Origin of the sequence: Flavobacterium sp., assembly GCF_044376915.1 — a bacterium.
In the GTDB taxonomy this organism is placed as follows: Bacteria; Bacteroidota; Bacteroidia; order Flavobacteriales; family Flavobacteriaceae; genus Flavobacterium.
Window position 1 is genome coordinate 1 of the sequence record NZ_JBILKB010000058.1, and the last position, 12,774, is coordinate 12,774.

General features: G+C 34.5%; 14 protein-coding genes. 8 read left to right on the forward strand and 6 right to left on the reverse strand.

What is annotated here, in order from left to right:
* Nucleotides 1-365: 365 nt before the first annotated feature.
* The 3 genes from ACIQ6Z_RS07045 to mtaB all read left to right on the forward strand — a co-directional run bounded on the left by ACIQ6Z_RS07045 (nucleotide 366) and on the right by mtaB (nucleotide 3,458).
* Nucleotides 366-617, forward strand: a complete 252-nt coding sequence (locus tag ACIQ6Z_RS07045; RefSeq protein ID WP_026724762.1) for a type B 50S ribosomal protein L31 — start codon at nucleotides 366-368, stop codon at nucleotides 615-617.
* 101 nt (nucleotides 618-718) lie between these two features.
* Nucleotides 719-1,894, forward strand: a complete 1,176-nt coding sequence (locus ACIQ6Z_RS07050) for a GlmU family protein (RefSeq protein WP_396210212.1) — start codon at nucleotides 719-721, stop codon at nucleotides 1,892-1,894.
* A gap of 238 nt (nucleotides 1,895-2,132) precedes the next feature.
* The gene (gene mtaB / locus ACIQ6Z_RS07055; RefSeq protein WP_396210213.1) at nucleotides 2,133-3,458 is read left to right on the forward strand and encodes a tRNA (N(6)-L-threonylcarbamoyladenosine(37)-C(2))-methylthiotransferase MtaB; all 1,326 of its coding nucleotides are present in this window, start codon (nucleotides 2,133-2,135) and stop codon (nucleotides 3,456-3,458) included.
* A gap of 35 nt (nucleotides 3,459-3,493) precedes the next feature.
* On the opposite strand, the gene ACIQ6Z_RS07060 is transcribed toward mtaB, so the two are convergent.
* Nucleotides 3,494-3,775, reverse strand: a complete 282-nt coding sequence (locus ACIQ6Z_RS07060) for an N-acetyltransferase (RefSeq protein ID WP_396210214.1) — start codon at nucleotides 3,773-3,775, stop codon at nucleotides 3,494-3,496.
* A 51-nt stretch (nucleotides 3,776-3,826) separates the two neighbouring features.
* Here ACIQ6Z_RS07060 and ACIQ6Z_RS07065 point away from each other — a divergent pair, with 51 nt between their 5' ends.
* Genes ACIQ6Z_RS07065 through ACIQ6Z_RS07075 form a run of 3 tightly spaced genes read left to right on the forward strand, consistent with a single transcriptional unit; the run spans nucleotide 3,827 to nucleotide 5,760 of the window.
* Complete coding sequence (locus tag ACIQ6Z_RS07065; RefSeq protein ID WP_396210215.1) at nucleotides 3,827-4,486, forward strand: alpha/beta hydrolase; 660 nt, start codon at nucleotides 3,827-3,829, stop codon at nucleotides 4,484-4,486.
* 5 nt (nucleotides 4,487-4,491) lie between these two features.
* The gene (locus ACIQ6Z_RS07070; protein WP_396210216.1) at nucleotides 4,492-5,382 is read left to right on the forward strand and encodes a lytic transglycosylase domain-containing protein; all 891 of its coding nucleotides are present in this window, start codon (nucleotides 4,492-4,494) and stop codon (nucleotides 5,380-5,382) included.
* A gap of 9 nt (nucleotides 5,383-5,391) precedes the next feature.
* Nucleotides 5,392-5,760: a sulfite exporter TauE/SafE family protein gene (locus ACIQ6Z_RS07075; protein ID WP_396210217.1), complete on the forward strand. Its 369-nt coding sequence runs from the start codon at nucleotides 5,392-5,394 to the stop codon at nucleotides 5,758-5,760.
* Nucleotides 5,761-5,807: 47 nt separating this feature from the next.
* On the opposite strand, the gene ACIQ6Z_RS07080 is transcribed toward ACIQ6Z_RS07075, so the two are convergent.
* Nucleotides 5,808-6,323, reverse strand: a complete 516-nt coding sequence (locus ACIQ6Z_RS07080; protein ID WP_396210218.1) for a DUF2892 domain-containing protein — start codon at nucleotides 6,321-6,323, stop codon at nucleotides 5,808-5,810.
* 167 nt (nucleotides 6,324-6,490) lie between these two features.
* Here ACIQ6Z_RS07080 and rpmH point away from each other — a divergent pair, with 167 nt between their 5' ends.
* Nucleotides 6,491-6,652, forward strand: a complete 162-nt coding sequence (rpmH, locus tag ACIQ6Z_RS07085) for a 50S ribosomal protein L34 (protein WP_091315350.1) — start codon at nucleotides 6,491-6,493, stop codon at nucleotides 6,650-6,652.
* Between the two features lie 156 nt (nucleotides 6,653-6,808).
* The gene (carB, locus tag ACIQ6Z_RS07090; protein WP_396210219.1) at nucleotides 6,809-9,664 is read left to right on the forward strand and encodes a carbamoyl-phosphate synthase large subunit; all 2,856 of its coding nucleotides are present in this window, start codon (nucleotides 6,809-6,811) and stop codon (nucleotides 9,662-9,664) included.
* A gap of 48 nt (nucleotides 9,665-9,712) precedes the next feature.
* Here the strand turns inward: carB and ACIQ6Z_RS07095 are convergent, their stop codons facing one another.
* From ACIQ6Z_RS07095 to rlmD, 4 genes are read right to left on the reverse strand one after another with little or no spacing between them, the layout of a single operon-like run.
* Nucleotides 9,713-10,090 carry a hypothetical protein gene (locus tag ACIQ6Z_RS07095; protein WP_396210220.1) on the reverse strand — a complete coding sequence of 126 codons (378 nt, stop codon included), beginning with the start codon at nucleotides 10,088-10,090 and terminating at the stop codon, nucleotides 9,713-9,715.
* Nucleotides 10,087-10,800: a DUF6048 family protein gene (locus ACIQ6Z_RS07100; protein WP_396210221.1), complete on the reverse strand. Its 714-nt coding sequence runs from the start codon at nucleotides 10,798-10,800 to the stop codon at nucleotides 10,087-10,089. Before ACIQ6Z_RS07100 ends, ACIQ6Z_RS07095 begins: the two co-directional genes overlap by 4 nt.
* Nucleotides 10,781-11,287, reverse strand: coding sequence for a DUF6452 family protein (locus ACIQ6Z_RS07105; protein WP_396210222.1), 507 nt, complete (start codon nucleotides 11,285-11,287; stop codon nucleotides 10,781-10,783). Before ACIQ6Z_RS07105 ends, ACIQ6Z_RS07100 begins: the two co-directional genes overlap by 20 nt.
* Before the next feature lie 2 nt (nucleotides 11,288-11,289).
* Complete coding sequence (rlmD, locus tag ACIQ6Z_RS07110; RefSeq protein WP_396210223.1) at nucleotides 11,290-12,714, reverse strand: 23S rRNA (uracil(1939)-C(5))-methyltransferase RlmD; 1,425 nt, start codon at nucleotides 12,712-12,714, stop codon at nucleotides 11,290-11,292.
* Nucleotides 12,715-12,774: the final 60 nt, after the last annotated feature.

Sequence of the window (12,774 nt, forward strand, 5' to 3'; positions counted from 1 at the left end):
GCAAGCATTACAATTACGCCAAGCCAAATATTAATAAACAGTTTGTAATCTACTACATATAATGCAATCATGTAAAATACACTGAATAAGCCACTTATTGTTCCGTATTTAATTCCGTTTTTTTTGATAATTTCGTTCATAGTTGATGGATTTAATTAATTTACAAATATAAGAATTCTTCTCGTTACTCTATTAGAGGTGGAAAATAAAAAAAAGTTACATAAACATTGCTATATTAAAAATAAAATGTAATTTTGCACCCTAAATTAAAAAGTTTATAAACCAAAAGGTTGTATTTTGTTTACACCTCTATGTTGGTAGAGCCGCGAAATAAGATAGAATCGTCAAATAAAAAGATTTACAAAATGAAAAAAGGTATTCACCCAGAAAATTACAGATTAGTAGCCTTCAAAGACATGTCAAACGAAGATGTTTTTATTACTAAATCTACAGTAGAAACAAAAGAAACAATTACTCACGAAGGTGTTGAGTATCCCGTTTTTAAAATGGAGATTTCTAGAACGTCTCACCCTTTTTACACAGGTAAATCGAAACTTATTGATACGGCAGGTCGTATTGATAAATTCAACAGCAAATACGCTAAAAAAGCAAAATAATTTTTGTTTTTTACTAAATAAAAATAAAGCTTCGCATTATGTGAGGCTTTTTTTATGGAATAAATTGTATTTTTGATTTTCAGAATAAATAAAATTATTAAATGAACTATATACTTTTTGACGGTACTGTTCGAAATGCATTGCTCCCCTTTACGTTTACGCGTCCAGTAGCGGATATTCGCATTGGAATACTAACCATTCGTGAAAAATGGGAAAATTACTTAGGATCTACCACGACTACAGTAACTGAGGAATATTTAATGGATAAATTTCCTATGGTTGAAATGGAAGAGAATGTAATGATTAATGCTTCCTTTTTGCCCAATGCTACTTTAGTGGATTGGATTCAAAATTTAAAAGCAAAGCAAGCGATTGTTTTTGAAGAAGAAATAGTAGCCTTTTATACCCAAGACACTCAAGAAGAAGTTGATTTTAATCAGTATGAATTGCTGTCTTTTGAGGACGAATTGGTGCGTATTGTCAATACTTGGGATATTTTTTCAAAAAATGATCGTGCCATTAGAGATGATTTTCAATTGCTTACCACCGATCGTATTTCCCAGCCAATTCCTAAATCAGTGAATGTAATTTCGCCTGAAAACGTTTTTATAGAAGAAGGCGCTCAATTGGCATTTGTAACCTTGAATGCATCAACCGGACCCATATATATTGGTAAAAACAGTGAAATTATGGAAGGTTCTGTTATTCGCGGCCCTTTTGCTTTGTGCGAATCGGGTAGGGTAAAGTTGGCCACAAAAGTATATGGAGCTACTACGGTTGGTCCTCACTCCGTTATTGGGGGTGAAGTCAATAATTCAGTACTTTTTGGGTATTCTAATAAGGGACATGACGGATTTTTAGGCAATTCGGTTTTGGGAGAATGGTGTAATATTGGTGCCGATTCAAACAATTCCAATCTAAAGAATAATTACGAAGAAGTTCGTTTGTGGAGTTATGAAACCGAAGGTTTTGCTAAAACAGGATTACAATTTTGCGGATTAATGATGGGAGACCATAGTAAATGTGGAATAAATACGATGTTTAATACAGGAACTGTAGTGGGCGTTTCGGCGAACATTTTTGGTGCTGGATTTCCTCGAAATTTTGTACCTAGTTTTTCTTGGGGTGGAGCTGCAGGGTTTTCTACATATCTTACTCAGAAAGCGTTTCAAACAGCAAAAATTGTAATGGCAAGACGAAATGTTGTATTTACAGATCAAGATGCAACTATCTTGACACATGTTTTTGAAGAAACAAAAAAATTCAGAAAAGAATAAATTATAATAACGATTATTCCTTAATTTGATACGTTTGTTAATTAACATTAATCGTTTGGTGGAAATTAACCTAAGTTTGTCTCATTAAAATAAGATTTTTAGTTCTGTAGGGGGAATTTAAGAATTTTTTAAAAGGCTTGGCTTCGGTTAAGCCTTTTTTTATTTTGGTACTATTAATTTTGTCCCTAAATTTGTCCTTCAATTTTTTGACAACGATTTCATGAATTGAATTTTACTTATGGAAAACAAAAAAAAAGTTGCCTTCTACACTTTAGGATGCAAATTGAACTTCTCAGAAACATCAACCATAGCCCGAGACTTCCAAAAGGAAGGGTTTGAACGAGTTGATTTTGAAGAAATAGCTGATATTTATGTGGTGAATACTTGTTCGGTTACTGAAAATGCCGACAAACAATTCAAGCAAATTGTTAAAAAAGCCATCAAGCTGAATTCCAATGCTTTTGTAGTAGCAGTAGGATGTTATGCGCAATTGAAACCCGAAGAACTCGCTTCTGTGGATGGCGTAGATTTGGTCTTAGGAGCCACCGAGAAATTCAAAATTACTGATTACATCAACGATTTGTCAAAAAATGATAAAGGAGAAGTGCATTCGTGTGAAATTGAGGAAGCTGATTTTTATGTGGGAAGTTATTCAATTGGAGACCGAACACGTGCCTTTCTAAAAGTACAAGACGGTTGTGATTATAAATGTACGTATTGTACCATTCCATTGGCTAGAGGGATCTCTCGTAGTGATGCCTTAGAGAATGTTTTGAAAAATGCAAAAGAAATTTCAGAACAAGGTATCAGAGAAATTGTATTGACCGGGGTAAATATTGGCGATTACGGTAAAGGTGAGTTTGGAAATAAAAAACACGAACACACTTTTCTAGACTTGGTTAAGGCATTGGATCAGGTAGAAGGAATTGAGCGCTTGCGAATTTCGTCAATTGAACCCAATCTGTTAAAAAATGAAACTATAGATTTTGTTGCCAAGAGTCGTACTTTTGTCCCTCATTTTCATATTCCATTGCAATCGGGTTCAAATGAAATATTAAAGAAAATGAAACGCCGTTATTTGCGAGAAGTTTATACAGAACGTGTAGCAAATATTCGTAAGGTAATGCCGCATGCCTGTATTGGTGTTGATGTAATTGTTGGATTTCCAGGAGAAACAGATGAACATTTTTTAGAAACCTATCATTTTTTAAATGACTTGGAGATTTCATATTTACATGTTTTTACGTATTCGGAACGGGATAATACAGAAGCCGCTGAAATGGATGGCGTTGTACCCGCTAATGTTCGTTCAAAAAGAAGTAAAATGTTACGCGGACTTTCGGTAAAGAAACGACGTGCCTTTTATGAAACTCAGATTGGAAGTAATCGAACTGTTTTATTTGAAAGTGAAAATAAAGAGGGTTATATCCACGGATTTACTGAAAATTATGTGAAAGTAAAAATGCCATGGGATCCTGCGTTGGTAAATATGCTTCAAGAGGTTCAATTAACAAAAATTGACGAAGATGGAAGTGTGCGTATTCAATGTTTATCGGAAGTTTAATAAAAAAATCCCAAGTACTACTTGGGATTTTTTTATTAGATCATTAGGCCTGGAGGTAAAAGGGTCTTGTATTTTCTATTTTTTCTAAAAAAACTAATAAATTTTGCATGCGTGGGAACCACTTTTAATTTTCGATCTTCTGCAATTTGAAGTACTTGAGTGATAAATTCAAGGTGTAAGTCTTCATCTTCATTTGTATTGGCACAAAACTTCGTTAAGAATAATTTTCGTTCTTGAATAGCATATTCAATAGCTACCAAACCGGTTGGGGTATTTATTTCAAATTGTCTTAAAAGTTCATTATCTTTGATTTCCATGATAACAGCTATTAGCATGCAAATTTACGAATCTTTTTCCACATGGTAGCCATGAATAAAATTCCGGTTTATTTTATGCCCGGCTTAGCGGCAAGTTCAACGATTTTTGAAAATATTAAATTGCCAGAAGCGCAATTTGAGATGCATTTTTTAGAGTGGTTTTTGCCGCATGAAAAAGAAAGTATTGAAAGTTATGCATCCCGGATGACTCAAAAAATTCAGCATAAAAATCCCGTATTAATTGGGGTTTCTTTTGGTGGCGTGTTGGTCCAAGAAATGGCAAAGCTTATCCTCACACAGAAAGTAATCATAATTTCCAGTGTAAAATCGCATAACGAGTTTCCCACACACTTTAAAATAGCTCGAAGTACGAAGGCGTATAAATTAATTCCAACTCAATTGTTGGCAGATATTGAAAAATTAGTTAAATATGCATTTGGAGATAATATTGTGGCCAAACGCATCAAGTTGTATGAAAAATATTTATCGGTTCGGGATAAGAGGTACTTGGATTGGGCTATAGAAACTATTTTGTGTTGGAATCAAAAAGAAGGAGTTGCTTCAATTGTGCACATCCATGGCGATGCAGATGAAGTATTTCCCATCAAACACATTCAAAATTGTATAGTGGTCAAAGGCGGAACACATATTATGATTCTTAATAAATTCAAGTGGTTGAATGAAAATTTACCTCAATTAATAGTAAATTAAATAGAATGAAAAAAATCATTTCAAAAACAAATGCAGTAGTTTTAGTAGCAGCCTTTTTAGGAAGTGTATTTGTTTATAGTGTAGTGTCTAATACTTCGCAATATGCTCCAATGGGATATAGTTTGCAAATGGATTTTGCTGGTGAAGAAGTGCCAGCCTATATGGCAGACGTTCAAGAGCGTTTAGACAAAGAAATGATAACCAATATGAATTATCATACGAACACTACTTTGGTGATAAAACGCGCTAATAAAGTATTTCCTGTTCTTGAGCCTATATTAGCAAAATATGGTATTCCTGATGATTTTAAATATTTAGCTGTAATTGAAAGTGGCTTGGTTAATGCAGTTTCTCCTGCGGGTGCTAGAGGGGTTTGGCAATTTATGCCTTTAACAGCAAAAGAAAAAGGTATGGAAGTTAGTGATCAAGTGGATGAACGCTATCATCTGGTAAAAGCTACCGAAGCAGCCTGCAAGTACTTTTTATCGGCTAAAGAAAAATTTGGTTCTTGGACATTAGCTGCTGCATCATATAATGGTGGGATTGGTGGAATAAAAAGTAAAATGGAAGAACAACAAGTAGATAATTATTATGATTTGTTGTTGACTGAAGAAACGTCGCGTTACGTTTTTAGAATATTAGCCTTGAAAGAAATTATGAAAAATGCGGCTAATTATGGTTTTTCTATTCCTAAAGAAGCATTGTATTATCCAATAGCTACTAAAAAAATTGTGGTTGATTCTACCATTACAAATTTGGCTCAGTTTGCTAGAAGTCAAGGGGTAAATTATAAAATTTTGAAGTTACACAATCCTTGGTTGCGCGATAAAATGTTGTTAAATGCCTCTGGGAAAAAATATGAAATCGAGATTCCTACAACAGGGTATACTAAATAAATGAGAAAAATGACTGTACAAACTGTAGTGACTTTAATATTAGTTGGAACACTAGCTGGTATTTTAAGCGGACTAGTAGGAATAGGAGGTGGCATAATTATGGTGCCTTTGTTGGTACTCTTATTGGGATTTTCACAACATCAAGCGCAAGGCACTAGTTTGGCCGTGTTGATGGTTCCGGTAACGGCTGCGGGAGTTTACAATTATTACAAGCAAGGGTATGTAGATTGGCGTTATGCGGCAGTTATTGCTGTGTTTTTTGTAATCGGTGGTTTTTTTGGAAGTAAATTAGCGCTTACTATTGACCAAAAAATGCTAAAAAAAGTATTCGGAGTTGTATTGTTGGTTATTGCCGGTAAAATGTTATTGAGTAAATAAAAAAAAGCACCAATTTAAGTGGGTGCTTTTTTTTATTAATTGAAAAATTACATTTTCTTCATTTGGTCTTTCATCATTTTAATCTGATCCTTAAGCATGTTTTGCTTGTCTAGTTTTTTAGCTTCGTTGAGTAAGTTTGTAGCTTCTATTTTTCGTCTGCGAGTCATTGCAATTCCGGCGAGTTGTAATTTAGCCAATGCTAAATCTTGATCCATCGATAATCCTAATGCAATGGCTTTTTTGAAATAGCGCTCTGCTTCGTTTAAATTGGTTTGCGAAACCATTAGGCCATGCAAATAGTTGTAATAACCTTGTTGTTTTTTAACTAAAGCGCCTTCTGGGTTTTTTATGTGAGCCAACCATTTTTGTGCGCCTGGAAAATCTTGTTTTCTCAGTTTTAAAAACGCCAATAAGATGAATTCATTTTTAAAGTATAGGAAAATAAAGATCGTGGAGAGTAATAATAAGAAGATGCCATTTCCAATTTCATTTTCGGTAAACTGATAAATTCCGAATCCAATAATTAAAGCAGCTAAAACTAATTTGATATTTTTGTGGAACATAATATTATTTTTAATTGGTTACAAAGGTAATAAAATCTATTAAAAATATTTTTAAAAAAGTACTTGCGAATGAAAAAAGTCTTTGTATATTTGCACTCGGTTTTCAGGACAGGTATCCTGGGCATTTTAAAAAAGATTTTTATTTATAGAATTTAAAAGATACTACAATGAGTAAGAGAACGTTTCAACCATCAAAAAGAAAAAGAAGAAATAAGCACGGTTTCATGGATAGAATGTCTTCTCCTAATGGAAGAAAAGTGCTTGCTCGTAGAAGAGCTAAAGGAAGACATAAATTGACTGTTTCTTGCGAACCAAGACACAAAAAATAATGTTTTAGTTTAAAGCAATATAAAGCCGTTACTTTTATTAGTAGCGGCTTTTTTTTAAAGTGTTTATAAAATTTGAATAAGTTTTTCCGACACTTTTTTAATATAAATTTCAATCCTATTACTTTTACATAATATACTACACAAAACAACAACACAATGCCAAAAGACAATTCAATCAAATCGGTTTTAATTATTGGATCAGGGCCTATCGTAATCGGACAGGCGTGTGAATTTGATTATGCGGGTTCGCAATCGGCGCGCTCGTTAAGGGAGGAAGGAATTGAAGTAATTTTAATCAATTCCAATCCAGCAACCATCATGACCGATCCCTCTATGGCCGATCATGTATATCTAAAACCTTTAACAACAAAATCCATTATTGAAATCCTAAAAGCACATCCACAAATAGATGCTGTTCTTCCTACAATGGGAGGTCAAACCGCATTGAATTTGTGTATTGAAGCGGATGAAAAAGGAATTTGGAAAGATTTTGGAATACGATTGATAGGTGTTGATATCAACGCCATCAATATTACAGAAGATAGAGAACAGTTCAAAAACTTACTTAATAAAATTGGGGTGCCACAAGCGCCAGCAAAAACGGCAAATTCATTCCTTCAAGGAAAAGAAATAGAACAAGAATTTGGTTTTCCATTGGTGATCCGACCTTCATTTACATTGGGGGGAACGGGAGCCGCTATTGTTTATAAAAAAGAAGATTTTGATGGGGCTTTAACCTATGGTTTAGAAGCATCGCCCATCCATGAAGTACTGATCGATAAAGCTTTAATGGGTTGGAAAGAATATGAATTGGAGTTGTTGCGCGATAGCAACGACAATGTGGTGATTATTTGTACGATTGAAAATATGGACCCAATGGGAATTCATACCGGAGATTCAATCACTGTCGCTCCAGCCATGACTTTATCAGATACGACATTCCAAAAAATGCGTGATATGGCCATTTTAATGATGCGCTCTATCGGAAATTTTGCGGGTGGTTGTAACGTACAATTTGCGGTTTCACCTGATGATAAAGAAGATATAGTAGCCATTGAAATTAATCCTAGAGTATCGCGATCTTCTGCATTAGCCTCAAAAGCAACAGGGTATCCGATTGCTAAAATTGCTTCAAAATTAGCTTTGGGATATAATTTAGATGAATTGCAAAATCAAATTACAAAATCGACTTCGGCTTTGTTTGAGCCTACTTTAGATTATGTAATTGTAAAAATACCCCGTTGGAATTTTGATAAATTTGAAGGAGCAGATCGCACGTTAGGACTTCAAATGAAATCCGTAGGGGAAGTAATGGGAATTGGTCGTTCGTTCCAAGAGGCCTTGCACAAAGCCACACAATCGTTAGAAATTAAACGAAATGGGTTAGGAGCAGATGGGAAAGGCTATAAAAACTACGAACAAATCATTGAGAAATTAACCTTTGCAAGTTGGGATCGCGTATTTGTTATTTATGATGCGATTGCGATGGGTATTCCATTGAGTCGAATCCATGAAATTACAAAAATAGACATGTGGTTTTTAAAGCAATATGAAGAATTGTTTCATTTAGAGCGTGAAATATCGACTTACAAGGTAGATACGCTTCCTAGAGAATTACTTTTAGAAGCCAAACAAAAAGGGTATGGTGACCGACAAATTGCGCACATGATGGGTTGTTTGGAAAGTCAAGTATACAAGCTTCGTGAAGTACAAAATATCAAGCGTGTATATAAATTGGTTGATACTTGTGCGGCTGAATTTAAAGCTGTAACGCCTTATTTTTATTCCACTTTTGAAGCTGAAATTGAAAAACTAGACGGTACAAAGTATGTCCACAATGAAAGTATCGTAACCGATAAGAAAAAAGTAGTGGTTCTGGGTTCAGGGCCCAATAGAATTGGTCAAGGAATTGAGTTTGATTACTCTTGTGTACATGGTGTATTAGCTGCCAAAGAATGTGGCTATGAAACCATTATGATCAACTGTAACCCTGAAACAGTTTCTACCGATTTTGATACGGCTGATAAATTGTATTTTGAACCTGTTTTTTGGGAGCACATCTACGATATCATTCAACATGAAAAACCGGAGGGTGTTATCGTTCAGTTGGGCGGACAAACAGCTTTGAAATTAGCGGAAAAATTAGCCAAATACGGGATAAAAATATTGGGTACTTCCTTTGATGCACTAGATTTGGCAGAAGATAGAGGACGTTTCTCTGATTTATTGACCGAATTGGATATTCCATTTCCAAAATTTGGAATAGCAGAAAGTGCTGAAGAAGCTACTACTCTTGCCGATAGTTTGGATTTTCCACTTTTGGTTAGACCTTCTTATGTGTTAGGTGGTCAAGGAATGAAAATTGTAATCAACAAGCAAGAATTAGAAAAACATGTGATTGATTTATTAAAATCAATACCTGGAAATAAATTATTATTGGATCACTATTTAGACGGTGCTATTGAAGCCGAAGCCGATGCTATTTGTGACGCAGATGGCAATGTGTACATCATTGGAATAATGGAGCACATTGAGCCTTGTGGTGTGCATTCTGGTGATAGTAATGCCACGTTACCACCCTTTAATTTAGGTGAATTTGTATTGCAACAAATAAAAGATCATACACAGAAAATAGCTCGTGCATTACAAACAGTGGGTTTAATAAATATTCAATTTGCAATAAAAAATGATATTGTATACATTATTGAGGCCAATCCACGTGCTTCACGCACCGTACCTTTTATTGCTAAAGCCTATGGGGAGCCATATGTGAATTATGCTACAAAAGTTATGTTAGGTCACAATAAGGTAACCGATTTTACATTTAATCCACAATTGAAAGGATATGCCATTAAGCAACCTGTTTTTTCATTCAGTAAGTTTCCAAATGTGAACAAGGCATTGGGTCCAGAAATGAAATCAACGGGAGAAAGCATCTTGTTCATAGACGATTTAAAAGACGATCAATTCTATGATTTATATGCTCGAAGAAAAATGTATTTGACGAAGTAAATAAAAAAATCCCAATTGAAAAATTGGGATTTTTTTATTAAAGATTTGTTATTGCCGAATTAATGTATATTTATCACCATTTGATTTGAATAAAATTAACTCGGATCGGTTTCTGCTAAAAGTCCATTCGCCACTCAAAATAAGTGACCAGTCAAAATCGGCCGTCCAAACACAATTATTTGTGAATGTGATTCGATTGTCCTCTGTTGAATAAACGCCATTACAAATAGCTGGAAATTTTTCAATTTCGCTCTCTCCAATAAAGTTACCGTCAATAAACCTAATTTCAACAGTTGAAGTTTCACCATTTCTTTCAAATACGCCAAGGTAATTTCCAGAAATATGGTCTGCAACGAATTCTGTATTTGTTGTGCAGTTAGTTAATGAAAAGGCTAATGCCATTAGAATAAATAGTCTTGTTTTCATAATTTTTCAGATTTTGAATGGGACTTGTTTTTCTTGTATATGGGAATAAAATAACTCAATGTGTAATTAATTCCAGTGCCAAATTTACCATCATATGTGCGGTTAAATCCTGGAATGTATAAGTTGTCAAAGTTGTTTGGTATTTTATTGGATACGAGATAATTTAAACGCAACGAAAAGCCTAAATAAAGATTGCTAAATAATTCAGCTTTTACACCTCCAACAATTTCGATCCAACTCGCGTTTAATCCATTATATTTTACCCCAGAAATCACCGTGTTCTCACCATAATAATTAGTAGGTTCATAGGTTTTATAACTATTCAGCGTTTGACTAAAACTACTTACACCATAACGCATTCCCACATAAATCATATTTTCCATATCGAGCCAATTTTCAAATGAGTTGAAATCAAAACCCGCTTTAAAATAGGTGCCTTTTGTGGTAAAGTTCAATCGATCGTCATCTACTGTTTTATCTTCGTTTCCCAATTCACCAGCGAGATAGAAACGTTGTGTCAAACGATAATCTCCAATGATTTCCAATCCTTTGTAATCTTTTTCATAGAAACTTTTTGACAATCGATGTAAGTCAATTCCTAAACGTAATCCATAGCGCTCAGGATAACTTACCGTTGTAGTGTCCTTTTCTTGTGCGTTTCCATTTATCGAAAGCGCCAGTAAAGCAAGACTAAAAATAAATTTTAACATGTACTTCATTTTCGTTTTCGATATTAGGTTGTATTACTTGTATATTTTGAATCCAATTGTTTCCATCGGCTGAAAGTACTACTGGATTCATTTCGTCTAAATAAAAAAGTGTTTTGAATCCACACGCACGTGAAACATATTTATCTATTCGATTATATGTAAAGGTTAATACATCAACATTGTCATTGGTTGTGTCAGTATCGCTGCCATTTTGTATGAATTGTAACGTTGATACATCTGTAGTAGTTTTTAGGGGTACTTGAATTTTTGATATCCCTGTAAATGAAATACCAGAAGTATTATTGGGGTCGATAACACCTAGTTGTGTTACATTTTTTAAAACAGTTGGTTGTGCTGCATTATAAAATTGAATAATAATTCGCGGGGTTACCGGAGTTCCTTCTGCACAGATATCATCTTTTTCACAATTGAAAAACGAACAGGTTATTCCTATCGATAAAACTAATTTGATTAGCATTTGCTTCATAACTATTCTTTTTTAGTACGTCGTTCTAAAAGGACTACATTTTCCACATGATGGGTCTGTGGGAACATATCTACTGGGCGTACACGTGTAACCATATATTTTTCATCCATCAGGGCTAAATCACGAGCTTGTGTAGCTGAATTACAGCTTACGTAAACGATACGATTCGGTGCAATTTTTAATATTTGCTCTACGACGTCTTTATGCATACCATCTCGAGGAGGGTCGGTTATGATGACATCGGGATGACCGTGTGTAGCAATGAATTCGTCGTTGAATACATTTTTCATGTCTCCTACAAAAAACGAACAATTCGTAATTGTATTGCGTTCAGCATTAGCTTTTGCGTCAATAATAGCTTCTGGAACTGCCTCAACACCAATAACTTTTTTGGCTTGTTTAGAAACGAATTGAGCTATAGTGCCTGTGCCGGTGTATAAATCGTAAACAATTTCATTACCGGTCAATCCGGCAAATTCTCTAGTGATTTTATACAATTCAAACGCTTGTTCAGAATTGGTTTGGTAAAACGATTTGGCATTGATGCTAAAATGCAAACCTTCCATTTCTTCTAATATATAATTGCGTCCTTTGAACAGAATTATTTCTTGATCATATAAGGTGTCGTTCAATTTCTGATTGATGACGTACTGTAACGAAGTAATTTGAGGGAAACGATCCGATAAAAAGTTCATCAGCAATTGAATACTTTTTTCATCCTTTTCAAAAAATTGAATGAGTACCATTATTTCTCCGGTTGAAGCCGTGCGAATCATCAACGTTCGTAACAATCCTTCCACCGCTCTAGCATTGAAAAATGTAAGGTTGTTTTCATTGGCAAATCGTTTGATTTCATTTCGAATTTCATTTGAAGGATCTTCTTGTAAGTGGCAGTTTGAAATGTCTAAAATTTTATCCCACATCCTAGGAATATGAAATCCTAGCGCATTTTTATTTTCAAATTCGGTACCCGATTGAATTTCTGCATCAGTCATCCAGCGGGCATTAGAAAATCCAAATTCCATTTTATTGCGATAAAACAATTGCTTTTCAGAACCAAGGATGGGTTCAAAATCGGGCAGGTCTATTTTGCCAATACGTTTTAAATTGTTATAAACTTCTTGGTTTTTGTAAAATAATTGTTGGCTATACTTCATGTTTTGCCATTTGCACCCCCCACAAACGCCAAAATGCTCGCAAACAGGAGTTATTCTGTGTTCTGAAAATTCATGAATTTTGATTGCTTTACCTTCATAGTAAGCTTTTCTTTTTTTTATGGTTTGTACATCGACTACGTCACCGGGCACAACATTTGGAAGAAATATGACTTTGCCATCGGGTGCTTTTGCCACCGACACACCTTTTGCCCCTGCATCAAGGATTTTTACGTTTTCGAATACGATTTTATCTGTTCTCTTTTTTCCCATGAAGCAAAAATAAGAATTGTTGGGTGGATTTGATAGTATTTTTTACATTTATAGCAAATT